Origin of the sequence: Terrabacter sp. 2TAF16, assembly GCF_052115065.1 — a bacterium.
Taxonomy (GTDB): domain Bacteria; phylum Actinomycetota; class Actinomycetes; order Actinomycetales; family Dermatophilaceae; genus Terrabacter.
In genome coordinates, this window is sequence record NZ_JBFRFZ010000009.1 from 191,350 (window position 1) to 215,904 (window position 24,555).

General features: G+C 71.9%; 20 protein-coding genes. 8 read left to right on the top strand and 12 right to left on the bottom strand.

Translation table 11 applies throughout. From position 1 onward, the window contains the following. Positions 1 to 63 precede the first annotated feature (63 nt). Positions 64 to 885 (bottom strand): 3-hydroxybutyrate dehydrogenase, encoded by an 822-nt coding sequence (locus tag AB4Z14_RS15580; protein ID WP_442275974.1) that lies wholly within the window; start codon positions 883 to 885, stop codon positions 64 to 66. Positions 886 to 1,108: 223 nt separating this feature from the next. Here AB4Z14_RS15580 and AB4Z14_RS15585 point away from each other — a divergent pair, with 223 nt between their 5' ends. Together AB4Z14_RS15585 and AB4Z14_RS15590 are read left to right on the top strand one after the other, a co-directional pair. After that, positions 1,109 to 2,650, top strand: a complete 1,542-nt coding sequence (locus AB4Z14_RS15585) for a carboxylesterase/lipase family protein (protein WP_442275975.1) — start codon at positions 1,109 to 1,111, stop codon at positions 2,648 to 2,650. Beyond that, complete coding sequence (locus AB4Z14_RS15590) at positions 2,647 to 3,549, top strand: 2-oxo acid dehydrogenase subunit E2 (RefSeq protein ID WP_442275976.1); 903 nt, start codon at positions 2,647 to 2,649, stop codon at positions 3,547 to 3,549. The genes AB4Z14_RS15585 and AB4Z14_RS15590 overlap by 4 nt, the downstream gene beginning before the upstream one ends. Here AB4Z14_RS15590 and AB4Z14_RS15595 read toward each other — a convergent pair. The 5 genes from AB4Z14_RS15595 to AB4Z14_RS15615 all read right to left on the bottom strand — a co-directional run bounded on the left by AB4Z14_RS15595 (position 3,506) and on the right by AB4Z14_RS15615 (position 10,595). Further along, complete coding sequence (locus tag AB4Z14_RS15595) at positions 3,506 to 5,035, bottom strand: helix-turn-helix domain-containing protein (protein WP_442275977.1); 1,530 nt, start codon at positions 5,033 to 5,035, stop codon at positions 3,506 to 3,508. The genes AB4Z14_RS15590 and AB4Z14_RS15595 overlap by 44 nt on opposite strands. 132 nt (positions 5,036 to 5,167) lie before the next feature. Next, entirely contained in the window at positions 5,168 to 7,306 is a 2,139-nt protein-coding gene (locus AB4Z14_RS15600) for a 3-hydroxyacyl-CoA dehydrogenase NAD-binding domain-containing protein (protein ID WP_442275978.1), read from the bottom strand. Further along, a complete protein-coding gene (locus tag AB4Z14_RS15605; RefSeq protein ID WP_442275979.1) occupies positions 7,303 to 8,544 on the bottom strand; it encodes a thiolase family protein in 1,242 nt (413 codons plus the stop codon). Before AB4Z14_RS15605 ends, AB4Z14_RS15600 begins: the two co-directional genes overlap by 4 nt. Positions 8,545 to 8,724: 180 nt before the next feature. Beyond that, positions 8,725 to 10,014: an HRDC domain-containing protein gene (locus AB4Z14_RS15610; protein ID WP_442275980.1), complete on the bottom strand. Its 1,290-nt coding sequence runs from the start codon at positions 10,012 to 10,014 to the stop codon at positions 8,725 to 8,727. Continuing rightward, positions 10,011 to 10,595 carry a DUF3000 domain-containing protein gene (locus tag AB4Z14_RS15615; RefSeq protein ID WP_442275981.1) on the bottom strand — a complete coding sequence of 195 codons (585 nt, stop codon included), beginning with the start codon at positions 10,593 to 10,595 and terminating at the stop codon, positions 10,011 to 10,013. The genes AB4Z14_RS15610 and AB4Z14_RS15615 overlap by 4 nt, the downstream gene beginning before the upstream one ends. Positions 10,596 to 10,690: 95 nt before the next feature. Here AB4Z14_RS15615 and hemE point away from each other — a divergent pair, with 95 nt between their 5' ends. Both hemE and murJ read left to right on the top strand, forming a co-directional pair. Continuing rightward, complete coding sequence (hemE, locus tag AB4Z14_RS15620; RefSeq protein ID WP_442275982.1) at positions 10,691 to 11,743, top strand: uroporphyrinogen decarboxylase; 1,053 nt, start codon at positions 10,691 to 10,693, stop codon at positions 11,741 to 11,743. Beyond that, positions 11,740 to 13,425, top strand: coding sequence for a murein biosynthesis integral membrane protein MurJ (murJ, locus tag AB4Z14_RS15625; protein WP_442275983.1), 1,686 nt, complete (start codon positions 11,740 to 11,742; stop codon positions 13,423 to 13,425). The genes hemE and murJ overlap by 4 nt, the downstream gene beginning before the upstream one ends. 45 nt (positions 13,426 to 13,470) lie before the next feature. On the opposite strand, the gene AB4Z14_RS15630 is transcribed toward murJ, so the two are convergent. Then, a complete protein-coding gene (locus AB4Z14_RS15630; protein WP_442275984.1) occupies positions 13,471 to 14,616 on the bottom strand; it encodes a DUF4349 domain-containing protein in 1,146 nt (381 codons plus the stop codon). Positions 14,617 to 14,973: 357 nt separating this feature from the next. Between AB4Z14_RS15630 and hemG the strand changes: the two genes are divergently transcribed. Both hemG and hemQ read left to right on the top strand, forming a co-directional pair. Next, complete coding sequence (gene hemG, locus AB4Z14_RS15635) at positions 14,974 to 16,362, top strand: protoporphyrinogen oxidase (RefSeq protein WP_442275985.1); 1,389 nt, start codon at positions 14,974 to 14,976, stop codon at positions 16,360 to 16,362. Between the two features lie 34 nt (positions 16,363 to 16,396). Continuing rightward, positions 16,397 to 17,098, top strand: a complete 702-nt coding sequence (gene hemQ, locus AB4Z14_RS15640; protein ID WP_020145576.1) for a hydrogen peroxide-dependent heme synthase — start codon at positions 16,397 to 16,399, stop codon at positions 17,096 to 17,098. Between the two features lie 57 nt (positions 17,099 to 17,155). On the opposite strand, the gene AB4Z14_RS15645 is transcribed toward hemQ, so the two are convergent. The 3 genes from AB4Z14_RS15645 to AB4Z14_RS15655 form a co-directional block, all read right to left on the bottom strand. Further along, positions 17,156 to 17,539 (bottom strand): DUF1707 SHOCT-like domain-containing protein, encoded by a 384-nt coding sequence (locus AB4Z14_RS15645; protein ID WP_442275986.1) that lies wholly within the window; start codon positions 17,537 to 17,539, stop codon positions 17,156 to 17,158. Between the two features lie 17 nt (positions 17,540 to 17,556). Then, complete coding sequence (gene msrB, locus AB4Z14_RS15650) at positions 17,557 to 18,000, bottom strand: peptide-methionine (R)-S-oxide reductase MsrB (RefSeq protein WP_442275987.1); 444 nt, start codon at positions 17,998 to 18,000, stop codon at positions 17,557 to 17,559. 178 nt (positions 18,001 to 18,178) lie between these two features. Then, the gene (locus AB4Z14_RS15655; RefSeq protein WP_442275988.1) at positions 18,179 to 19,507 is read right to left on the bottom strand and encodes a vWA domain-containing protein; all 1,329 of its coding nucleotides are present in this window, start codon (positions 19,505 to 19,507) and stop codon (positions 18,179 to 18,181) included. A 289-nt stretch (positions 19,508 to 19,796) separates the two neighbouring features. Here AB4Z14_RS15655 and AB4Z14_RS15660 point away from each other — a divergent pair, with 289 nt between their 5' ends. Continuing rightward, positions 19,797 to 20,978 (top strand): alpha/beta hydrolase family protein, encoded by a 1,182-nt coding sequence (locus tag AB4Z14_RS15660; protein ID WP_442275989.1) that lies wholly within the window; start codon positions 19,797 to 19,799, stop codon positions 20,976 to 20,978. A 19-nt stretch (positions 20,979 to 20,997) separates the two neighbouring features. Here the strand turns inward: AB4Z14_RS15660 and AB4Z14_RS15665 are convergent, their stop codons facing one another. Next, the gene (locus AB4Z14_RS15665) at positions 20,998 to 21,741 is read right to left on the bottom strand and encodes a dihydrofolate reductase family protein (RefSeq protein WP_442275990.1); all 744 of its coding nucleotides are present in this window, start codon (positions 21,739 to 21,741) and stop codon (positions 20,998 to 21,000) included. A 90-nt stretch (positions 21,742 to 21,831) separates the two neighbouring features. Between AB4Z14_RS15665 and AB4Z14_RS15670 the strand changes: the two genes are divergently transcribed. After that, complete coding sequence (locus tag AB4Z14_RS15670; RefSeq protein ID WP_442275991.1) at positions 21,832 to 22,815, top strand: polyphosphate kinase 2 family protein; 984 nt, start codon at positions 21,832 to 21,834, stop codon at positions 22,813 to 22,815. 75 nt (positions 22,816 to 22,890) lie between these two features. On the opposite strand, the gene AB4Z14_RS15675 is transcribed toward AB4Z14_RS15670, so the two are convergent. Next, on the bottom strand, positions 22,891 to 24,531 hold the full coding sequence (locus tag AB4Z14_RS15675; RefSeq protein ID WP_442275992.1) for an acyl-CoA dehydrogenase family protein: 1,641 nt from the start codon (positions 24,529 to 24,531) through the stop codon (positions 22,891 to 22,893). Positions 24,532 to 24,555: the final 24 nt, after the last annotated feature.

Genomic DNA, 24,555 nt, shown 5'->3' on the forward strand with positions numbered 1-24,555 from the left:
TCCTAGGCGGGTCGGGTCTCGGGTGGGTCGGGGGGAACGGGGCGACGGCGGGCTGGGCCCCCTTCAGTGGGCCGTCCAGCCGCCGTCCATCGAGAACGACGTGCCGCTCATCGAGCCCGATGCCGGTCCGCACAGGAAGAGCGTGAGCGCCGCGACCTCGTCGGGCTCGACGAGGCGCTTGACCGCGACGGGCGCCAGCATGACCTTCTCGACGACCTCGGACTCGGGGATGCCGTGGGTGCGCGCCTGGTCGGCGATCTGCCTCTCCACCAAGGGCGTCCGCACGTAGGCGGGGTTGATGCAGGTCGAGGTGACGCCGTGCGGGGCCCCCTCGAGCGCGACGACCTTCGAGAGTCCTTCGAGCCCGTGCTTGGCGGTGACGTAGGCCGACTTGAAGGCGCTGGCTCGCAGGCCGTGGACGCTGGAGATGTTGACGACGCGACCCCACCCGCGGTCGTACATGTGCGGGAGGCTCTGCCGGATCAGCCGGAACGGCGAGGTGAGCATGAGGTCGAGGATGAAGTCGAAGCGGTCGAGCGGGAAGTCCTCGATGGGGCTCACGTGCTGGATGCCGGCGTTGTTGACGAGGATGTCGACCTCGGTGGGCAGGTCGGCCAAGGCATCGAGGTCGGCGAGGTCCGCCGTGATCGTGGCGACGCCCGACCCCTCGGCAAGGAGTGCGAGGCCCTCCTCGTCCCGATCGACGGCGTGCACCTTGGCGCCGGCGGTCGCGAGGGCCCGCGCGACACTTGCCCCGATGCCGCTCGCAGCGCCGGTGACGAGCGCCGTGCGCCCGGTGAGGTCGATGGGGTCGTTGACCGCCAGGGAGCCGCGCTGCTGGCGGTCCGTGGCGTCGTCGCGTGCGTCGTTGCGGGCGTCGGCCATGCGGGAAGACTAGGTAGGCGATCCGGAGCCACCTGTGTGGTGACCTGACACAAAACCGGGCAACCCATGTGGGTCCCGCTCACCTCCGCTCACCGCGTGCCAAGGGGCCCCGGCGGCCGTCGCGGACCTGCCGCCGCACCGGGACCTTCGCCTCTGGCCCGTGCCGCGCCGTCCGCTCGACGATGAAGGGGTGGAGACCGTCGTGAGGACGAGGTGTGGGACGGTGCAGGGCTTCGTGGACGACGGGGTGCACACGTTCCTCGGCATCCCCTATGCCGCACCGCCCGTCGGAGCCGCTCGGCTCCGGCCACCCCGGCCCCCAAACCCGTGGCAGGGCGTCCGCGACGCGACGAGGCCGGGTGCGGAGCCACCCCAGGTGGCGCCACCGTCGTCCGGTGGGCCGCCGGCCGGATCGGGGGAGAGCTGGGACGACGTCACCAGCGCCTTCGAGCAGGTGCGACGCGCTGCCCCGTCCTCGGACTTCCTCAACCTCAACATCTGGACGCCCGAGCCCGGTCCGAGCGGTCTGCCGGTGATGGTCTGGATCCAGGGCGGCATGTTCGAGCTCAGCTCGACGGCGGCGTACGACGGACGACGGTTCGCACGTGACGGGGTCGTGTGCGTCGTCATCAACTGGCGCCCCGGCGCACAGGGCTTCCTGTACCTCGACGACGGCGTCGCCGACCTCGGTCTGCTCGACCAGGTCGCAGCCCTGGCCTGGGTGCGCGACAACATCGCGGAGTTCGGCGGCGACCCGGGCCGCGTGACCGTCTTCGGGGAGTCGGCCGGGGCGATGAGCATCGGCTGCCTGCTGGCGATGCCAGAGGCTGCGGGACTCTTCCGCCGAGCCGTGCTGCAGAGCGGTGCGGCGCACCACGTGAGCGAGCCCGAGCACGCCCTGAGCATCGCCCACGACCTCGCCCACCGCCTCGGCGTCCCGCCGACGCGCGAGGCCATCGCAGGCACCGGGGTCGCGCGGCTGCTGACGGCCCAGGCCGACCTGAAGCGTGACCTGCTCGCCGACCCGGACCCGGAGCGCTGGGGCCCAGCGGTGGTGACGAGCACGATGCCCTGGCAGCCCGTCGTCGACGGGACGGTGCTTCCGGGGCGACCGATCGACCGGATCGCCGCGGGCTCGGCCGCCGACGTCGACGTGCTCATCGGTACCAACACCGAGGACTGGCGGCTGTGGCTCATGGTGAGTGGAGCGTTCGCCGGGATCACCGACGACATCCTGTGCGGGCCGGTCAGCACCCATGGCCACCAGTGTCTCGAGGCCTACGGCCTCGACCCGCAGGTCGCGCTGCACGCCTACCGGGCGCACTACCCGCAAGCGGTGCCCGGTGACCTGTTGGCTGCGGTGCAGACGGACTGGTGGATGCGGATCCCCGCCATCCGACTCGCCGAGGCACACGCGTACGCCCGCTCACCCGCGCCTTCCCCGGGAGCTCAGACCGGGACCTACATGTACGAGTTCGCCTGGGGTGCGCCGGGACTCGGCGCGGTGCACGCCCTCGAGGTCCCCTTCGTCTTCGACACGGCGAGGAGCGACACGCCACTCTTCGGGCCGCTGCTCGGAACGGACCCGCCCCAGGAGCTCGCACGGACGATGCACGCCGCCTGGGTGGCCTTCGCGTCGTGCGGAGACCCGGGTTGGGCGGCATACGACACGGACCACCGCAGGACGATGCGCTTCGACACCACCAGCGCCGTGGTCGACGACCCTCGTGTCTGGGAGCGGGCGTTCTGGGAGGGCCTGCGGTGAGCGGGGACCACACCCTTCCAGTGGGCTACGTCGTCCGTCGGATGCCGACGGGACGCCAGCCCGTCCTCGACCGGCTTGCCGGGGCGAGCCGTCGGTTCCAGGTGCACGCGCTCGTCGAGCTCGACGTCACGAGGGCCGCGGAGCGGATGCGGGCGGACCCGGAGGAAGGCGTCTCGTGGACCGCGTTCGTCATCGCCTCGGTCGCGCGGGCCGTGTCGTTGCACCCTGAGCTGAACGCCCGCCGGGCCGGTGGTCGGCTGGTCTGCTTCGACCGCGTCGACATCGGTGCCACGGTCGAGCGCGGCACGCCTGACCGCCCTGCCCTCGATGTCGTCGTCGTCCCGGCAGCAGACCGGCTCACGTGCGCCGAGATCACGGCGCTGCTCCACGAGGCCAAGGTCGGGCAGGCTCCGCCGCACGAGGTCACCCGCCCGATGGCCGCGATGCTGCGACTGCCGGGACCACTGCGACGGGCGGCCATCCGCGCCGCAGGGGCTCGACCAGGAGCCTCGGCGCGCTTCGGTCCTGCGATCGGCGTGACGTCCCTGGGCATGTTCGCACACACCTGGGGCTGGGCGATCCCGCTGGCCCCGCTGACCGTGATCGTCACCGTGGGCAGCGTCACCGAACGACCCATGGTGGAGTCGGGGGCCGTCGTCGCGCGGCCGCGACTGCCCCTCACGCTGACCTTCGACCACGCGGTCGTCGACGGAGCGCCGGCGGCCCGCTTCGTCGACACGCTCCGCGAGCTCGTCGAGACGGCAGCCGCCCTCGATGACGGCGCTGGCCGAACCGCGGCCGCTCCACGGCCAGCGCGCGACACGGCCGGACGCCGACGATCCCGCGAGGTCCCACTCAGATGTCGCGGAAGACCTCGATCGTCGCGCCGAGGGCGTTGAGGCGCTCGGCGAGGTCCTCGTAGCCGCGGTTGATGACGTAGACGTTGCGCAGCACCGACGTGCCGGGCGCGGCAAGCATGGCGAGCAGCACGACGACCCCGGGACGCAGCGCCGGCGGGCACACGACCTCGGCCGCACGCCAGCGGGTCGGCCCCTCGACGATGACCCGGTGCGGGTCGAGCAGCTGCACCTTGGCCCCGACCTTCGTCAGCTCGGTGAGGTAGATCGCGCGGTTCTCGTAGACCCAGTCGTGGATCATCGTGCTGCCCTCGGCGACGGCGCCGATGAGGGCGAAGAACGGCAGGTTGTCGATGTTGAGGCCCGGGAACGGCATCGGGTGGATCTTGTCGATCGGGGCGTGGAGCGGACCCGGGATGGTCGTGAGGTCGACGAGGCGCGTCTTCCCGTTGGCCGACGTGTACTCCGGCGTGAGGTCGTACTTCATCCCCATGCCGTCGAGCGTCGCGAGCTCGATCTCGATGAACTCGATCGGCACGCGTCGGATCGTGATGGCGCTGTCGGTGACGACAGCGGCGGCGATGAGGCTCATGGCCTCGATCGGGTCCTCGCTGGGGGCGTACTCGACGTCCACGTCGATCTGGGCCACACCGTGCACTGTCAGCGTCGTGGTCCCGATCCCGTCGATCCGGACCCCGAGCTTCTCGAGGAAGAAGCACAGGTCCTGGACCATGTAGTTGGGGCTCGCGTTGCGGATGATGGTGGTGCCGGCGTGGCGGGCCGCGGCCATGAGGACGTTCTCGGTGACGGTGTCGCCGCGCTCGGTGAGCACGATGGCTCGATCCGGGCCGACGGACCGGTCGGAACGCGCCTCGTAGAAGCCGTGGGTGGCGGTGACCTCGAGACCGAAGGACCGCAACGCCGCCATGTGGGGCTCGACGGTGCGGGTACCGAGGTCGCAGCCACCGGCGTACGGCAGCTGGAAGGCCTCGTGCTCGTGGAGCAGGGGCCCGAGGAACATGATCACGGTGCGCGTGCGACGGGCGGCCGCGACGTCGATGTCGTCGAGGTTGAGCACGGCCGGCGGGATGATCTCGAGGTCGCTGCTGTCGGGCAGCCAGCGCGTCTTGACGCCGATCGAGGCCAGCACCTCGAGGATGCGGTTGACCTCCTCGATGCGGGCCAGGTTGCGCAGCGTGGTGCGACCTCGGTTGAGCAGAGCTGCGCAGAGCAGTGCCACCGCGGCGTTCTTCGAGGTCTTGACGTCGATGGAGCCGGTGAGCTTCTGGCCGCCGACGATGCGCAGGTGCTGGGGGCCGGAGTGGCCGAGCGAGACGAACTCGGAGTCGAGCGCGTCTCCGATCTTGGCGAGCATGTCGAGGCTGAGGTTCTGCTTGCCCTGCTCGATGCGGGTGACGGCGCCCTGGGAGGTCGCGAGGAGCTCCGCGAGGTCCGACTGCGTCATCCCCTTGTGGCGTCGCGCGTCGCGGATGAGTCCGCCGATCCGGGTCAGGTAGGTCTGAGGCACGTCGAAGAGGCTAACTCATATATGAGTTACGGCAAATCTCGCCACGCCGAACGGCCACGAACCGGGAGCGCCGCCCGACGGCAGCGCCCGCCTGAGCCCGGTTCGTGGCCGTTCGACGGTGGGGTGGATCGGTCAGGCAGAGGTCCGGGCGTTGGCGACCCCGACGGGGAGGAACCGCGAGCCCGTGACGGCCTCGGCCACGCCGGTCCGGTCCAGGAGCGGAGTGATGCCGCCGTTCCAGAACTGGAAGCCGGCGCCGGTGATCATCGCGAGGTCGATGTCCATCGGCGCCTGGGCGACACCCTCGTCGAGCATCCGCCGTGCCTCGTCGGCCAGGACCGTGAGGACACGCTGGCGCACCTGGCCGAGGTCGAGCACGATCGGCTCGGCCGGCTTCTCGACGAGCTCGGCGACCTCGGGGTCGAGCACCGGACGGCCGGAGCTGAGGTCGTAGAAGCCGCGCTTGCCGGCCGCGACGATCCGCTGGAGCGTCGGCGAGGCGTAGAAGCGGTCGGGGAAGGCCCGGACGAGCGTCTCGCCGTTGTGCAGCGCGATGGCCGGCCCGACGAGCCCGATGAGGACGAAGGGCGGCATCGGCGCCAGACCGGCGAAGGCGCGGTCGACGACCTCGATCGGCGTGCCCTCGTCGAGGATCTTCGCGGCCTCGCCCATGAAGCGGCCGAGGAGTCGGTTGACGATGAACGACGGCTGGTCCGCGGCGCGGATGCACGTCTTCTTCAGCGCCTTCCCGACGGCGAAAGCCGTTGCGAGAGTGGGGTCGTCGGTGTGCTCGCCCGGGATGATCTCGAGCAGCGGCATGACGGCCACCGGGTTGAAGAAGTGGAAGCCGACGACGCGCTCCGGGTGCTCGAGCGTCGATGCCATCTCGGCGATCGACAGGCTCGACGTGTTGGTCGCGAGCACGCACTCGGTCGACACGACGGCCTCCACCTCGGCGAAGACCTGCTGCTTGACCGACATCTCCTCGAAGACGGCCTCGATGACGAAGTCGGCATCGGCGAAGCCGTCCTTGCTCGTCGACCCGGTCACGAGGGCCTTGTAACGGTTCAGCTTGTCGGCGTTGAGGCGTCCCTTGCCCGCGAGCTTGTCCAGCTCGGCGTGGACGTAGCCGACCCCCTTGGCGACGCGGTCGTCGTCGATGTCGGTGAGAACGACGGGCACCTGGAGGCGCTGGATGAAGAGCAGCGCGAGCTGGCTCGCCATGAGCCCGGCGCCGACGATGCCCACCTTCGTGACCTTCCGGGCGAGCTGCTTGTCGGGAGCCCCAGCAGGCCGCTTGGCGCGCTTCTGCACGAGCTCGAAGGCGTAGAGGCCGGCACGGAGCTCGTCGCTCATGAGCAGGTCGGCGAGCACCTCGTCCTCGGCGGCGAAGCCCTCCTCGCGGGTCGCGGTGCGAGCCGCCGCGAGCAGGTCGAGGGCGGCATACGGGCTCCTGGCCTGTCGGCCGGTCTTGACGTCGGCGAGACCCTTGGCCTTGGCGATGGCGGCGTTCCACACCGTCTCGTCGCGGTCGACCTCGGGGCGCTCGACGGTGACCTCACCGGCGAGGACGCGGGCGGCCCAGGCGATCGACTCCTCGAGGAAGTCGGCCGGCTCGAAGAGCGCGTCGGCCATGCCGAGCCGGTACGCGTCGACTCCCTTGAGCATGCGGTTCTGGCTCAGCGGGTTGTCGATGACGACGGTGATGGCCTTCTCGACACCGATGAGGTTGGGCAGCATCCAGCAGCCGCCCCAGCCGGGGACGAGGCCGAGGAAGACCTCCGGGAGGGCGACGGCGGGCACTCCTGCGCTCATCGTCCGGTAGGTCGCCGACAGCGCCAGCTCGACGCCACCGCCCATGGCCGCGCCGTTGACGAACGCGAACGTCGGGACCGGCAGGTCGGAGAAGGCGGCGTATGCCGCGTGGCCGGCCCGGGCGATCTCGAGCGCCTGGTCGCGCGACCCGATGAACGGCACGCCGGTGAGGTCGGCGCCGACGGCGAAGATGAACGGCTTGCCGGTGACGGCCACGGCGACGATCTCGCCCGCCTCGGCGCGCTCGCGCAGGCGCTCGACGGTGGCGGCGAGGCCAACGATCGACTGCGGGCCGAAGGTGTTGGGCTTGGTGTGGTCGAAGCCGTTGTCGAGGGTGACGAGCGCCAGGGTCCCGGCGCCCCCCGGGAGGGCGACGTCGTGCACCGGGGTGCGGGTCACGACCTCGGACGCGAAGTCGGCTGCGGCCGTGGGCTGGTCGGTCGTGGTGGCGCTCACTGGGCGATCTCCTCGTCGGTCATGCTCGTCGTCGAGGACTCGTAGTCCTCGTGGTGCGGGTTCTCCCAGATGACGGCGCCGCCCATGCCGATGCCGATGCACATCGCGGTCAGGCCGTAGCGGACCTCGGGGTGCTCCTCGAACTGCCGCGCGAGCTGGGTCATGAGGCGCACGCCGGAGCTGGCCAGCGGATGACCCGTGGCGATGGCGCCGCCGTACTCGTTGACGCGCGGGTCGTCGTCGGCGATGCCGAAGTGGTCGAGGAAGGCGAGCACCTGGACGGCGAACGCCTCGTTGAGCTCGAAGAGGCCGATGTCGCCGATCGTCAGGCCCGCCTTGGCGAGGGCCTTCTCGGTCGCCGGGACCGGACCGACGCCCATGACCTCGGGCTCGACGCCGACGAACGAGAAGGACACGAGGCGCATCCGGACCGGCAGACCGAGCTCGGCGGCGGCCGCCTCGGAGGCGAGGAGGCACGCGGTCGCACCGTCGTTGAGCCCGGCCGCGTTGCCCGCGGTGACGTTGCCGTGCGCACGGAACGGCGTCTTGAGCTGGCCGAGGTCCTCGACGGTCGTGCCGGGACGCGGCGGCTCGTCGGCGGTGGCCAGGCCCCAGCCCTGCTCGGCGTGTCGCGTCGCGACGGTGACGAGGTCGCGCTGGATCTTGCCGTCGGCGTACGCCCGGGCGAGCTTGTCCTGGCTGCCCACGGCGAAGGCGTCGGAGCGCTGCTTCGTCAGCTGCGGGAAGCGGTCGTGGAGGTTCTCGGCGGTCTTGCCCATGACAAGGGCGTCGGGGTCGACGATCTTCTCGGACACGATGCGCGGGTTGGGGTCGACGCCCTCGCCCATGGGGTGGCGGCCCATGTGCTCGACGCCGCCGGCGATGGCGATGTCGTAGGCACCGAAGGCGATCGAGCTCGCGGTGTTCGTCACGGCCGTCATCGCGCCGGCGCACATCCGGTCGACGGAGTAGCCGGGCGTCGTGTTCGGCAGGCCCGAGAGCAGCGCCGCCGTGCGGCCGAGGGTGAGGCCCTGGTCGCCGATCTGCGTGGTCGCGGCGATGGCGACCTCCTCGACCTTGTCCTTGGGCAGGTTGGGGTTGCGGTGCAGCAGCTCGCGGATGCACCGGATGACGAGGTCGTCGGCGCGGGTCTGGGCGTACATGCCCTTGTCTCCGGCCTTGCCGAACGGCGTCCGGACGCCGTCGACGAAGACGACCTCATTGAGTGCGCGGGGCACGGTGCCTCCCAGTGGATCGAGGGTGATCGCGATGGATCAGGGGTCGACGGGCCGGCTCGGACACCGGCGTCGGGCCGCGACAGCGCGCGACCTCCTCGATACTACTTCTCGGTAACTTCTCGGCCAACGGGCCTCCGGGTGACCATCCTCACGACGGCCCGGCGAGCGAGGGCGCACGCCTCAGGCGGGAGGGTTCTCGGTGCAGGCGAGGGAGATGAGCGGCGCGGTGATCGTCGTCTGCCAGCGACGTGCCCCCATGGTCGTGAGCGCATCGGCGACCTCGGCGGTCGACGGCGAAGCGGGACCCTCCCACAGGAAGCGGCGCAGCAGGTCAGGGGTCAGGAGGTTCTCGACCGGCACGGCGAGCTCCTCGGAGATCGCTCCGAGGAGCTCCCGGGCGCGGGACAGGCGGGCCGCGGCGACGGGGTCGCGGTCGACCCACGCCTTGGGCGGCGGCGGGCCGCTCGGCGGGAGGGCCAGGACGGGCAGGTCCTCGTCGGGCAGCGCGAGAGCGCGCGCGACGACCTCGATGATCGCCTCCTGGTGCCGGCGCACCGAGCGTGCCAGCCGGGGCTCGGCGGAGCCCACGGTGCGTGGCGGCTTCGTCGCCCGCTGGTTGGCGATGGCGATCTCGCTGATCGCCGCATCGGGGAGGACCCGTCCGGGGGAGGTGTCGCGCTGCTGGGCCGCGGCGTCGCGCCAGAGCCAGAGCTCGCGCACGATGGCCAGGCCACGACGGCCGCGCACCTTGTGCATGCCCGACGTGCGCCGCCACGGGTCGACGCGCGGCTCGGGGCCGGTGAAGTCGAGCAGGTGATCGAACTCCTCGGCGGCCCAGGCCGCCTTGCCCTGCGACGCGAGCTCGGCGGCCACCGCGTCACGGAGGTCGACGAGCACCTCGACGTCGAGGGCGGCATACCGCAGCCACGGCTCGGGAAGGGGGCGCACCGACCAGTCGACGGCCGAGTGCTCCTTGGCGAGCTGGAGTCCGAGGTAGTGCTCGACCATGGCGCCGAGCCCGACCCGGGGCAGTCCGGCCAGTCGGCCGCCGAGCTCGGTGTCGAAGAGCGACTGCGGGTGCAGCCCGACCTCGGCGAGGCACGGGAGGTCCTGGGTGGCCGCGTGCAGGATCCACTCGGCGTCGCCGATGGCCTCGCCGACGGGGGAGAGGTCAGGGCAGGCGATGGGGTCGATGAGCCAGGACCCGGACCCCTCGCGCCGGATCTGGACGAGATAGGCGCGCTGTCCGTAGCGGTAGCCCGACGCCCGCTCGGCGTCGATGCCGACGGGCCCGGTGCCGCTGCGGATGGCCTCGGCGGCGCGCATCAGGGTGCGCTCGTCGACGACGACGTCGGGCACCCCGTCGCGTGGGTGGGTCAGTGGGACGAGCTCGGGGACGACGTCGGGTGCGAGGTCGGCGGCCTGGTCGTCGTCGAGGTCGTCGGCGGGCTCGTTCGGCTCTGCCGTCACCGTCGCTGCCCCGGGAGGGGGACGACGCCGTCGGGCAGGGGCGGGATGCCGGCGATGGTGCAGAGCATGTCGGCCCAGGCGCGCAGGTGGTCCGTGGCGTCGCCGCCGACCGGGGTCCACGAGGCGCGGATCTCCATCTCGACGCTCGCCTCGCGGTCGGCGAGCCCCGCGAAGCTCTCGCTGACCACGCGGGTCACCGTGCCGGCCTCGGCGGTCCACCCGAGGTTGCGGTTGGTCAGCGAGTCGGTCAGCCACGACCACCCGACCGCCCCGAGCATGGGGTCGCCGGCGAGCTCGGGCTCGAGCTCGGCCCGCGCGAAGGTCACGATGCGCCACTGGCCGTCCCACGTCTCAGGGGCTGCCGGGTCGTGCAGCAGCACGAAGCGTCCGGTCGCGAGGTCGTCGTCGGGGTCGGCGACGTCGATGACGTCGGCGGTCAGGGCTGCGGCATACGGGGCGATGCGCGTCGGCGCCGGCACCTCGGTCAACCGCACCTCGGAGCGCAGACGGACGTCTCGCAGGGCGCTGAGCGTCCTGGCGAAGACCGCGCCGTGGTTGCCCGGCAACGTTCGCGTGTGCACCAGACGAGGGTATGCCGGAGTCGGGCGATCTGTCCTCAGGGCGCGCCGGACGCGCGTGGCGCGGGGGCACACGCTTGCCGTGGCAGGATTGACCGGTGCCGACCACAGCCCCGCCAGACACCCGCCAGAGCGATCTCGTCCGCGCTGCGCGCCGCGAGTCGGTGACCCGGACGCCGGTGTGGTTCATGCGTCAGGCCGGTCGTTCGCTGCCGGAGTACCGCGCCGTCCGCGAGGGCATCCCGATGCTCGAGTCGTGCATGCGGCCCGACCTCGTCACCGAGATCACGCTCCAGCCCGTGCGCCGCCACGGCGTCGACGCGGCCATCTTCTTCAGCGACATCGTCGTCCCGCTCAAGGCCATCGGCGTCGACCTCGACATCGTCCCGGGTGTGGGGCCCGTCGTGGCCCACCCGATCCGCACGGCCGCTGACCTCGACCAGCTCGTGCCCCTGAGCCCCGAGCACGTCCCCTTCATCACCGAGGCCGTGGGCCAGCTCGTCCGCGAGCTCGGTGACATCCCGCTCATCGGCTTCGCCGGAGCCCCCTTCACCCTCGCGTCCTACCTCGTCGAGGGTGGGCCCTCCAAGAACCACGAGAAGACCAAGGCGCTCATGCACGGCGACCCCGAGCTGTGGGACGCCCTCTGCGCCAGGCTCGCCCAGATCTCCGGCGAGTTCCTCCGCGTGCAGGCTCAGGCCGGCGCCAGCGCCGTGCAGCTGTTCGACTCGTGGGCCGGTGCGCTGTCGAAGGCCGACTACGCCGCGCGCGCCATGCCGCACTCGTCGGTCGCTCTCGCAGCGGTCGCGGACCTCGACGTGCCTCGCATCCACTTCGGCGTCGGCACGGGCGAGCTGCTCGCTCTCATGGGGGACGCGGGTGCCGAGGTGGTCGGCGTCGACTACCGCGTGTCGCTCACCGACGCCGTGGACCGCCTCGGGCCGACGTATGCCGTCCAGGGCAACCTCGACCCCGCCCTGCTCTTCGCGCCGTGGGACGCCCTCGAGCGCCGCGTGCGGGAGATCGTCGAGGAGGGGCGCCGTGCGCCGGGCCACATCTTCAACCTCGGCCACGGCGTGCTGCCCACCGTGGACCCCGACGTGCTGACCCGGGTGACCGAGCTCGTCCACGAGTGCTCGAGCCGCCGATGACGACGGCGGCACCGTCAGTCGCTCGATCCAGCCTCACGATGCTCGGTGGGTCGGTCGCATCGCGCGTGCTCGGGGTCGTGCGCAACGGCCTCATCACCGCGATCATCGGCGCCAAGCTCGCCGGTGACGCCTTCTCCCTGGCCAACACGCTGCCCAACGTGCTCTACGTCCTTGCCGCGGGGGGCATCCTCAACGCGGTGCTCATCCCGTCGCTCGCGCGGGCGATGAAGCTCGAGGACGGCGGGCAGGAGTTCACCGACCGCGTCATCACGGTGGCCCTCACGGCGATGGCGGTCATCACGGTCGTCGTCATGGCAGCCGCCGGAGGGTTCGTCTGGCTCCTCGCCCGCAACTCGTCGCCGGACTTCAAGGACCTCGCGCTCGCCTTCTCGCTCATCTGCCTGCCGCAGATCTTCTTCTACGGGCTCTTCGCCCTGCTCGGGCAGATCCTCAACGCGCGCGGGCAGTTCGGCGCCTTCGCGTGGGCACCCTTCATCGCCAACGTCGTGGCCGTCACCGGGCTGGTGCTCTTCCTCTTCGTATTCCCGAAGGATGCACCCCTTGGAGCCCCCGGGCGCGACCAACCGCGGGACCCGTCCGAGTGGACCGGGCCGATGATCTGGCTCTTCGCCGGCTCGGCCACGTTGTCCGTGATCGTCCAGGCACTCTCCCTCGTCCCCGCCCTGCGGCGGACCGGGTTCCACTACCGCCCCCGCTGGGGCCTGCGCGGCGTCGGGCTCGGGGGCGTCAGCCGCCTCGCCCTCTGGGCGTTCGGAGGCCTGGCGGTGTCACAGATCGGCTTCTTCATCAGCCAGGGCGTCCTCAACAACGCGACCGCCTCCGCCACGACGCTCGGTCTCGAGGACGCGGTACGCGGCCCGGCGGCATACGCCATCGCGTTCACGCTCTTCATGCTGCCGCACGCGTTCATCACGGTCTCGATCATCACCGCGCTCTTCCCGCGCTTCTCCGCCGCCGCGGCGTCCGACGACAAGGCGAGCCTGCGCCGGGACTTCCGCACCGGCCTGACGATGCCACTCGTGGCCAACGTGCCGATCATGGTCGCGGTCATCGTGCTCGCCAACCCGATCGTCGCACTGCTCAACCCCGGCATCGAACCGCGCTCGGTCGAGGTCTCCGCCAGCGTGCTCATCATCATGATCCTCGGGCTCGTGCCCTTCGGGCTCGACCTTCTCTGCTACCGCATGTTCTTCGCCCTCGAGGACGGCAAGCCCACCGTCATCATGCAGGTGCTCCTGACCGGCATCAGCGCTCTTGCCGGCGTCGTCACGCTCTTCATCAACCCGGTCTGGGCCATCGGTGTCATGGCGATGGGGCAGACCGTCGGCAACGTCGTCAGCTCCATGGTCGGCCTCTACCTGCTGCGCCGGCGCATCGGGACGCTCGGGCTGGGCGCCGGTCTCGTCACGGCCTCGCGGGTCGGCGTCGCGGCCGCCGTCGCCGGCGTCGTCGCCTGGGGCGCCACCCAGGTGCTCGACCCGATCACGAGGTCCGCGGTCGAGGGGTCGACCTCGGCCCTCAAGCGGATGTTCGCCAGCGCGCTGGAGATCGGTCTCGTCGGTCTCGTCTTCTTCGTCATCTACCTCGGGATCGCCCACGCCATGCACGTGCGTGAGGTGCGGCAGGTCGGCGACATGGTCCGCCAGCGGCTCGGTCGCTGACCCGAGCCGCCGACGGCTCCTTCACTGCTCTCCGCTCCGGGGGTGTCAGTCGTCCGTCGTGGAGGCGGGCGCCGAGGCCGGGGCTCCCGCGGGCTGCGGGGAGTGGCCTGCGGCGGGGGCGGCGTTCACGGCGGAGGCCGCTGCCGGCGTACCTGCGACGCGGCGACGCCACAGCCGCAGGGCCAGCAGGGTGAGCGGCACGAGGAGGACGAGCCACGGCAGGAGCGCCGCGAGCCCGGTGAGGATGACGGTGAGCGAGCCGAGGAAGCTCTCCCACGCGGTGCGCAGCCCACCGCCGAGTCCGCTCTCGGTCTGCACGGGGGTCGTCGCGTCGGTCCAGAGCGTCACGGTGACGTCGCTCGTCGTCGTCATCGCGTCGAGCTGCGCCAGACGCTGGGTCAGCGAGTCGAGCTCGGCCTGACGGCGGGTCAGCTCGCTCTCGAGAAGGATGACCTGCTGGAGGTCCGTCGTCTTGGTGAGCAGGGCGCGCACGCGGGTGATCCCGTCCTGCATCGGCTCGATGCGCGCCTTGGTGTCGACGTAGGTGTCGGTGACGTCCTGGGACTGGGACGAGCGGTACGACACCGAACCGATCCTCGACAGCTGCGTCAGGACGTCGTCGAGGGTCTTGGCGGGGACGCTGAGCACCATCCGGGCCTCGTCGACGCCGACGGTCGGCAGGGACGAGCCCGACTCGAGGCGAGGGTCGATCCCACCCGGGCCGGTCGGACCACCCGTGGGGTCGACCGAGGTGACGACGTTCTCGGAGGTCACCTGGCCTCCGGCGTCCGTGGCGATGACGCGGGCCCGAGCCGCCGACCCGGTGAGGTCGGTCACCTTGATCCCGAGCCACGCGGAGCGCGCGATCTTCGGCTCGATGACCGCGACCGAGCCGGCGACGCCGGCCCCGAGCGTGCCCGTGTCGGCGGCGGGCGCCTTGGCTCCGGCCGAGGCGTCGGCCTGCGGCGCGAGCTCCGGCCCGACCACGCCGCTGCCCGTCACGGCACCACGACTCGCCTCCCCGGCTGAGGCCGCGGACGAGGAGGATGAGGACGAGGCGCCCTGAAGAGCCTTGAGGCCCAGAGGTATCGCCAGGGCGAGCACGGCGACGGCCACCAGGACCATGGCGAGGAGGCGCCGACGGGCAGGTGGGAGCTGAGAGAGACGCGGCAGGTGTGGGGTGGCGGTCATGGCGAGCCTTTCGACGGGTCGCCTCCCGTGCCGCAGCCGGTGGTGGTGCTGTGGTGCGCACGGTGTGCGTGGCGACGTCCCTTGTCACCAGAGACACGCGGCCGGACCCGATCGTTGCGCCGCCCGACCCAGTCGAGGACGGACGAGTGGCGGTCGACGAGCTCGTGGCGCGAGCCCGAGCGCCCAGCCGAGTCCGATGAGCAGGCCGTCCACAGGGCGCTGCCCGCGGCGGTGAAGACCGTGAACCGCGCGAGCGGCAGGCGCACGGCGCCAGCGCGGGCGTGCTCATGCGCCCAACATTTCGTCATCGGTCGGGCCCCGGCCCAACCGCCGCAGCCGGGATGGGAGAGTGTCGCCATGGGCAGGACGGTCGCGGTCATCGGCGGTGGGATCAGCGGGCTGGCGGCCGCCTGGGAGCTCAGTCGCCCGGGCACCGACGTCTCCGTCACGGTCCTCGAGGGCTCAGACCGGCTCGGTGGGAAGCTGCGCCTCGAGGACGTCGGCGGGGCGCGCATCGACGTCGGCGCCGAGTCGGTGCTGGCTCGTCGCCCCGAGGCCCTCACCCTCATCGAGGAGCTCGGCGTCGCCGACCTGACCACGCATCCCGGCCCCGTGGGCGCGTCGATCGTGTCGAGGGGCCGGCGTTGGCCGATGCCCCGCGGCACGGTGATGGGCGTGCCGGCCGACCCGGAGTCGGTGCGGGGGCTGCTCAGCGACGACGAGGTGCAGCGCCTGGCGCACGAGCAGGTCGACGGCCCCGTCGTCGGTGACGTCTCGGTGGGCGACCTCGTCGACGCCCGCCTGGGCCGCGCCGTGACGGACCGCCTCGTCGAGCCCCTCCTGGCCGGTGTGTACGCCGGGCACGCCCGCGAGATCTCCGCCGAGCAGGCCGTCCCGGTCCTCGCGGCCGCCGCGCACGAGGGTCGACCACTGCTCGACGTGGCCCGAGCCGCGGTCGAGGTGGCGGCGAGCGGACCGATGGCCGGTCGCCCCGTCTTCGCCTCTCTCGTCGGCGGCCTCGGGACGCTGCCCGAGGTGCTCGAGCGCGAGCTCGTCGCCGCGGGTGTCCGCGTGCGCCGTGGCGCGGTGGCCCGCGGGCTGCGCCGCGACGGCGACGGGTGGGTCGTGTCGACAGGTCCCACGACCGACGTCGTCGAGGAGCGCTTCGACGCCGTCGTGCTCGCCGCCCCCGCAGCGCCCGCCTCGCGCCTCCTGCGTGAGGTTGCGCCCGAGGCCGCAGCGGCGCTCGCGACCGTCGAGTACGCGTCGATGGCCATCGTGACGTTCGCCCTCGAGGGTGCCGCACCGGCCGCCCTCGACGGCAGCGGCTTCCTCGTCCCGCCCACGGAGCCGTTGACGATCAAGGCGTCGACGTTCAGCTCGGTCAAGTGGCCCTGGCTCGCCGCCGCACACCCCGAGCGAACGTTCCTGCGCGCGTCCGTCGGCCGTCACCGCGAGGAGGTCGCACTCCAGCGCTCGGACGACGAGCTCGTGGCCGTGGCCCTCGCCGACCTCCGGACGGTGCTCGGCCCCGGCGTGCCCGACCCCGTCGACGCGCACGTGCAGCGCTGGGGTGGGGGACTGCCGCAGTATGCCGTCGGGCACCGTTCGCGTCTCGCACCCACACGCGAGCTGCCGCCAGGGCTCGCGCTGTGCGGGGCGGCATACGACGGCGTCGGCATGCCGGCCTGCATCGCGTCCGGCCGCGCCGCCGCACGGTCGATCCGGTCGGTCCTGACCCGCTGACGTCGGGGTCCGAGCCGCTTGGGATGATGGGGCCATGAGCGAGCGCCTGACCCCGGCCGAGATGCGGGAGATCAACGACACCATCCGCTACTGCATGTGGTCGGTGTTCAGCACCGTCACTCCGGTCGGCGACGACCGCGATGCGGTCACGGCGGACCTCGAGGCCTTCCTCGACGAGATCGCCGGCGAGGGGGTCGTGGTCCGGGGCCTCTACGACGTCGCGGGGCTGCGTGGCGACGCCGACTTCATGGTGTGGTGGCACGCCGAGACGATCGAGCAGCTCCAGTCGGCCTACCACCGCCTGCTGCGCACCGAGCTCGGCTCGCACCTCGAGCCGGTCTGGAGCAACGCCGCGCTGCACCGCCCGGCCGAGTTCAACAAGAGCCACGTCCCCGCTTTCATGGCCGACGAGGTCGCCCGCAAGTACGTCTGCGTCTACCCGTTCGTCCGCTCCTACGAGTGGTACCTCCTGGAGGATGCCGAGCGTCGCGACCTGCTGCGCGAGCACGGTCAGATGGCACGCGACTTCCCGGACGTGCGGGCCAACACCATCGCCTCGTTCGCCCTCGGCGACTACGAGTGGCTGCTCGCCTTCGAGGCCGACGAGCTGCACCGGATCGTCGACCTCATGCGCGAGCTGCGCGCGTCGCGCGCCCGGATGCACGTGCGCGAGGAGATCCCGTTCTTCACCGGGCCCAAGGTCGAGCCGGCCCAGCTCGTCGCCAACCTGCGCTGACCCCGGCGACGCCCGCGCACACCACTGAGCCCCCGCCTGCACGTGCAGACGGGGGGCTCAGTCGTCGATCGCCTTGGCGATCGCCGCGATGACCGGGATGAGCAGGAACACCAGCCACGACTCGGTGCGCAGGAACGCGGCGAGCGCGATGAAGGGGGCGAGGCTCAGCAGGACGCGTGCCACCGTGCCGCGTGGCCCCTGGTGGGGCGCCGACGGGCGGGACACGCCACCCCGACGCGCCGGCGTGAGCCGCGGACGGGGCTCGGGGAGGTCGACGAAGAGCGAGGTCAGGTCCCGGCGCACGACGGCGTCGGTGGCCCGGCCTCGCCGGTCCTCGTACTCGTTCGCGTCGAGCCGGCCCGCGGCGTGGTGCTCGGCGAGCGCCGCCAGCGCCTCGTCGCGTTCGGCGCTGCCGATGCGGATGTCGCCGTCGTCGACCATGGGACAAATCTAGGCGCTCAGGACTGCGACGGTCCCTCGTCCGGCTGGAGGCGCAGGGAGATCGAGTTGATGCAGTAGCGCTGGTCGGTCGGGGTGTCGTAGCCCTCGCCCTCGAAGACGTGCCCGAGGTGCGAGCCGCAGTTGGCACACCGGACCTCGACGCGCTTCATGCCGAAGGCGCGGTCCTCGATGTACTCGACCGTGTCCCCGGCGAGCGGGGAGTAGAAGGACGGCCAACCGCAGTGCGACTCGAACTTCGTGTCGCTGCGGAAGAGCTCGCTGCCGCAGGCTCGGCACGAGTAGACGCCCTGCGTCTTGGTGTCGGTGTACTCACCCCGGAAGGCCGGCTCGGTGCCGGCCTGTCGCAGGACCTTGTACTCGGCCGGCGTCAGGGCAGCGCGCCACTCCTCGTCGGTGCGCTTGACGGCATACGGCTTGTCGGAGGTGTTGTGGTGGCTCATGTCCAGACCAACGCCACGTCACCCGGGTTTGTGCCCGCCCGGCGGCGACGTGGTCCTTACGAGGTCTTACGGACCGGGCGAGCGCGTGCCACGAGGGCCCCGGCGGGTGGCCGGGGCCCTCGTGCTGCTCGGGCCGGGGTGGTCCGGGCCGGGCAGGCTCCTCATCGTCGGAGCGACGTCACTTCTGCTTCGGCGGGACGCTGCAGGACGCGGTCGTCGTGTTGCCGGCCGCATCCGTGGCCGTCAGCGTGGCATCACCCTTGAAGGTGAAGTGCCAGTCGACGGCTCCCTGGAACGGGACGACGGTGGAGGCCGACGTGCCAGGTGCCTGGGTCAGCTTGAAATAGGTGCCGGGGGCGTACGGCCCGAAGGTCGTGCCCGTCCCCGTGTCGGAGATCGTGACGGAGACGCCCGGGAGGTTGTCGGCGGCGACCATCTGGAAGAAGCCGGCGTTGCGCCACCCACCGGGCGTGTGGCCCGCCGGGTTGACACCGGGACCGCACGAGACGGTCGGCGGGGTGACGTCGTTGACCTTGATCGTGACGGTCTGGACGAACTCCGGCCCGGCCTCGGCGCCGTTGACGAGGAAGGTCGTCGTGCAGGTCAGCGTCGAGCCCTGGGGGGCGTCCGCGGCGACGGTGATCGCCTCGTCGAGGACGACGTCGCTGCCGCTCGTGACGGTCTGGGGCAGCGACGGCGTGAACGCGATCGACAGGCCCGTGGCGCACGAGACGTTCGCCGTGACCTCGGCCGGCAGGTTGCCCAACCCGGCGAGGATCGTGCTCGCGACATCGCCCGGGGTCACGCTCGGGAAGAACGTCCCCGAGGTGGCGGCGGCGATGCGCTGCGCCTGACCGGTGGCGTTGAGGCCGTCGGCGCCTCCGGACTCGACGTTGATGGCGATGACCTGGGCGCCGACGCCCGTGAGGGACGCCGTGGCGTCGGCCTCGCTGTGCCCGCCGCTCGGGTCGTGCCCGCTCGCGTCACCGAACCAGACGACGATGCGTGAGGAGTCGGGACGGAACGCGATGGCGTCGCCGCCGGACCCGACCTCCCACAGGGCGTTGATCTGGCCCTCGGGCGTGTCGCCGCCGCCGGACGCCGACAGGCTGTCGATCGCGGTCTGGGCCGTGGCCTGGCTGCCCGTCAGGCCGGTCTCCACCTGGAAGAACTCCGCCCCGTCGCCCACGTCCTTGTACGACGCGATGGCGAACTGGGCCTGTGGCTGGGCTCCCTGGACCGTGGAGACGATCGAGCCCATCTCGGACTTCACGTTGGCGATCGCCGGACCCATGCTGCCGGTCTCGTCGACGACGAGGACGATGTCGGGCTTCGGCGGGATCTCCGGCGTGCTGACGGTCTTGGTGACGTGGACGGTCTCGCCCGGGTTGACGGACGCGTCGTAGGTGGCCGGGCTGACGCCGGCCCCCATCGCGAGGGCGGGCGTGGCGACGAGCGCCCCGGCTGCCGCGATGCTGAGTGCGCCGCGGCGCATGGTGCTGAACACGGGTGTCCCCTTTCGTGGGACGAGACGGTGAGAAGCGGCGCGCGGAGCAGGTCCTCGCACCCCGAGGCGGGCAGGTGGTGACCGTGACCCCGAACGGCACCTCTCGACCGCGACCGGCCCGACGGGCGGGCCGGGGAACGATCGGGGTGTGCGGCTCGCCGCCCGTGGTCCCCGAGGCTCCCGAAGGACGGTGCCCCGAACGTCCTGTTTGATACGTCTGGTCCGCATACCGTCCCTGCGGCGGCACGCCCTCCCACGACGTGGGCGGGTCGTTTGCGACGATGGGCCCGTGCAGGTGCGCCGTCTCGTCTCGCGTCCGGTGCTCGTGGCCGCGGCCGCCGGCACGGGTTCGGTGCTCGGCGCCGCCGGAGGCTCGGTGGCTGCTGCCGCCTACTTCGCCCGCCGCGTCATCACGCCCGACGAGCTGCAGCCCGACGACGTCGAGATCCTGCGGCACGACGCCGAGACCGTCACCTTCGCCGTCACTCCCGAGACGGTCGTGCCCGGCCGCTACGGCGTCTGGCTCGACGGGGGAGCGGGGCACGCGCGGGTCGGTGGGATCGTCGACGCGGACCCGGAGTCGGTGACGCGCCGACTCGTGGCCGTCGACCGGGGCGCGATCGAGACCGGGCCCGCCCGCTGGAACCAGTACTACTTCTGGGACCGGCCGTCGGTGAGCCTGGGTCTGCCTGACGAGGACGTGGCCATCCTGTCCGACGTCGGTCCGCTGCCGGGCTGGGTGGTTCGTCGGGAGGACGGCTCGACCGGGTCCGACTGGGCCGTGCTCGTGCACGGACGCGGCGCACGCAAGGAGGAGACGCTCCGGGCCGTGCCGGTGCTGCGCGAGGCCGGGTGGACCAGCCTCGTCACGGCGTACCGCAACGACCGCGACGCGCCGCGAGGCCCGGACGGGCGCTACAACCTCGGCCTGTCCGAGTGGCGCGACGTCGAGGCGGCCATGGGGTATGCCGTGTCGCACGGTGCCCGACGCATCCTCCTTCTCGGGTGGTCGATGGGCGGCGCCATCGTGCTCCAGGCGCTCGACCGGTCACCGCTGTCCGACTACGTCGTCGGCGTGGCGCTCGACTCCCCGGTCATCGACTGGGGCGTCGTGCTGCGTCACCACGGCCGGTTGCACCGGGTGCCGAGCCCGCTCGTGCGGGTCGCGACCGACCTCATGGGCTCACGCCGCACGCGCCGGCTCGTCGGGGTCCACGAGCCGATCGACGTGGCCCGCACCGACTGGGTCGCACGCGCGGGCGAGCTCCGTTCCCCGATGCTCGTCATCGCCTCGGACGGCGACGACTTCGTGCCGATCGGTCCCGCGGTGGCCCTGGCGGGTCGCCGGCCCGACCTCGTGCGCCTCGAGCGGTGGGACACCGCTCGGCACTGCCGGGAGTGGAACTACGACCCGGACCGCTGGGAGCGCGTGCTGCGGGACTTCGTCCACGGGTTCGACGAGCGTCGCTGAGCCACCGTCGTCCCCGTCGTCAGCGTCGGACGTACCAGCGGCCCATCAGCGTCGCGTCCTGCTCGACGAGCACCTCGAGGTCGAGGTGAGCCGGAATGCCCTCGGGGCCGACCGGCCGCGGGTGCTCGCCGCCGACGACGTGCGGGGCGATGGTGAAGCACAGCTCGTCGAGGCGGCCGGCCGCGAGGAAGGAGCCGAGGAGGCTCGGCCCGCCCTCGGTGAGCACGTGGTCCCAGCCCCGGCGGTGCAACGCCTCCACGAGGATAGCGACGTCGACCGCCTCGTCTCCACAGACGAGGACGTTGTCCTCGCCGAGGTCACGGCGCGCCGAGTCGAGTCCGGGCGCCGAGGCCGGAACGGCCATGAGCGCCCGCCCGTCCCGACAGCCGTTCAGCGTCGGGGGCACGTGCCCGCGGTTGCTCACGGCGACGAGGGGCAGCGCGTCGGGGAGCCCCTGGTGACGGCGCAACTCGACGAGTGAGTCGTCCACGGACAGTGGCGGATAGCCCTCGGCGCGGATCGTCCCGGCCCCGACCACGACGACGTGGCTCAGGGCACGGAGCACCTCGAAGACGACGTGGTCGGCGTCGTTGTTGATCGAGCCCGAACGTCCGTCCGCGCCCGTCGCAGCCCCGTCGAGGCTCGTCACCATGTTGCAGCGCACCCAGCGGTCCTGCGGTGCGGCATAGGCGCCGAAGAGCCCCGCCGCATCGAGATCGGAGAGGGCGGGACGTCCGGAGTGACCGGGCACGAGCAGGCGCATGGGGTCAGTATCGGCGACGGTCTGTCACGCCGCGCGGATCGGTGACCTCACATCCCGTCGCGCCGGTCTCCGGTCGGGCAGGATGACGGCATGGGCAAGGGCGCGAAGGGCAAGAGCAAGAAGTCCGTGAAGTCGTCGGGCAAGGGGGGCGGCAAGGTCTCGAGCAAGAAGGCGGCCAAGCTCGAGGCCCAGGCCGCCGAGGACGAGGTCATCGCGGCGCACGAGGAGGCGGCCGTCGAGGAGATCCAGGACGTCGCCAACGCGCTGCGCGTCGGCAAGGGTTTCGTCCTCGCCGACGTCGACACGTCGGCGACTCCCGGCTTCACCGGGAAGAAGCTCGAGGGCAAGGCGGCGCTCAAGGCCTGCGAGGCCGAGCTGTCCGACCTGCTCGAGCGGCTCTTCGCGGAGTCCACGACGGGCTCGAAGCGGTCACTCCTGCTCGTCGTGCAGGGCATGGACACCTCGGGCAAGGGCGGCATCATGCGCCACGTCATCTCCGTCAACCCGCAGGGCGTCAAGGCGACCGGCTTCAAGGCGCCGACGAAGGAGGAGCTGGCGCACGACTTCCTCTGGCGCATCGAGAAGGCCCTGCCCGGCGCAGGCCAGCTCGGGGTCTTCGACCGCTCACACTACGAGGACGTCCTCATCGTGCGAGTCCACGACATCGTGCCCGAGGCCGTGTGGTCCAAACGCTACGCGCAGATCAACGCCTTCGAGCGCAAGGTGATTGCCGCGGGCACGACCGTCATCAAGGTGATGACGCACATCTCCAAGGAGGAGCAGAAGGCGCGGCTCATGGAGCGCCTCGACCGTCCGGACAAGTACTACAAGTACAACCCGGGCGACGTCGACGAGCGCGGCCACTGGGGCGACTACATGGAGGCGTACCAAGCCGTCCTCGACAAGACCTCGACGGTCGGCGCGCCCTGGCACGTCGTGCCGTCGGACCGCAAGTGGTACGCGCGCCTCGCGGTGCAGCAGCTGATCCTCGAGGCCCTGCGCGGGATGAACCTCCAGTGGCCGCAGGCCGACTTCGACGTCGAGGCGGAGAAGAAGCGCCTGTCGGCGAGCTGACGCACCCGGCACGCGACGAGCGCCGGACCCGAGGACGTATGCCGCCCAACGGGTTTCGCGTGAGCGCCTGCCTCGTCAGCCGGCTCGTTCGATGACGGCCGTCGCCGCGTCGGCGAGGTCGACGTCGAGCGATCCGAACGAGTGTCCGCGTCGACCCGCGATCCGGCTGGCGATGAAGGCGTCGGCGACGGGGCCGGGGGAGTGTCGGACGAGCAGGCTCGCCTGGAGGCCGAGGGCGAGGCGCTCGACGACGACGCGTGCACCGAACGACGCCTCCGGCGACGTGGGATCGAGTGAGCGAGCTTGCGCGAGAGACGACTCCACGTGGGCGTCGAGCTCTGCGCTCTGCCCGCGGACCTCGTGCAGCTCCTTCGTCAAGGCCTCGAGCGTCGTCGGTTCACGTGTCACGGCACGCATGACGTCGAGGGCGTTGACGTTGCCCGAGCCCTCCCAGATCGAGTTGAGGGGTGCCTCGCGGTAGAGGCGCGCGAGACCGTTCTCCTCGACGTAGCCGTTGCCGCCCAGACACTCGAGCGCCTCGGCGACCATGGGCGCCGTTCGCTTGCACACCCAGAACTTGCCGAGCGCCACGCCCAGCCGGGCGAGCTCGGTCTCACCGGTGTCGACGGCGTGGGCGAGGCGGAGGCCGAGGACGGTCGCGGCCTCCGCCTCGAGGGCAAGATCGGTCAGCACGTTGCGCATCAGGGGTTGGTCGACGAGCAGCGCGCCGAATGCTCGCCGGTGCCGCGCGTGGTGCACGGCCCGGGCCACCGCATCACGCATCGTCGCCGTCGAGCCGAGGATGCAGTCGAGGCGGGTGGCACCGACCATGTCGATGATGGTGCGCACCCCGCGGCCCTCGTCGCCGAGTCGGCTGCCCCACGTGCCCTCCAGCTCGACCTCGCTCGAGGCGTTGGAGTGGTTGCCGAGCTTGTCCTTGAGGCGTTGGAGGGCGAAGGGGTTGCGCGTGCCGTCGTCGAGGGCGCGCGGCACGACGAAACAGGTGAGGCCGCCCGGCGCCTGGGCGAGCACGAGGAAGACGTCGCTCATCGGGGCCGAGCAGAACCACTTGTGGCCCGTGAGCCGGTAGGTCTCGCCCGGCAGCGCCCCACCCGGGGTGGCGACCGCTCGGGTCGTGTTGGCGCGCACGTCCGAGCCGCCCTGCTTCTCCGTCATGCCCATGCCCGAGATCGCCCCGGCCTTCTGCGACACGGGCCGGATCCCGAAGTCGTAGTCGCGGCTCGCGAGGGCCGGGAGCCAGCGGGCACCCAGGGTGGCGTCGTGCCGCAGGGCCGACCCGGCGGCATACGTCATCGAGACGGGGCAGCCGTGTCCCGCCTCGACACGTGACCAGAGGACGAAACCGGCCGCGCGACGCACGTGGGCGCCGGAGCCGGCGGGCGACGTCCACGGCTCGGCCGTGAGGCCGGCGCCGACGGACTGGGTCATGAGCCAGTGCCACGACGGGTGGAAGTCGACCTCGTCGATGCGGTTGCCGCGCGTGTCGTGCGTGCGCAGGACCGGTGGGTTGGTGTCGGCGAGCCGCCCGTGCTCCTGTGCCTCCGGGGTGCCTGCGAGGGCCCCGAGGGGGACGAGGTCCGAGATGGCCGCGGGGCCGGCCCAGCGCTCCACCGCCTCCCGCAGCGCGACGTCGTCGGAGAGGAAGTCACCGCCGACGAAGGGGGGCACCTGGTTGGTCACCTCGTGTGTGCTCACCCCGCCGAGACTAGGCCCGACCGG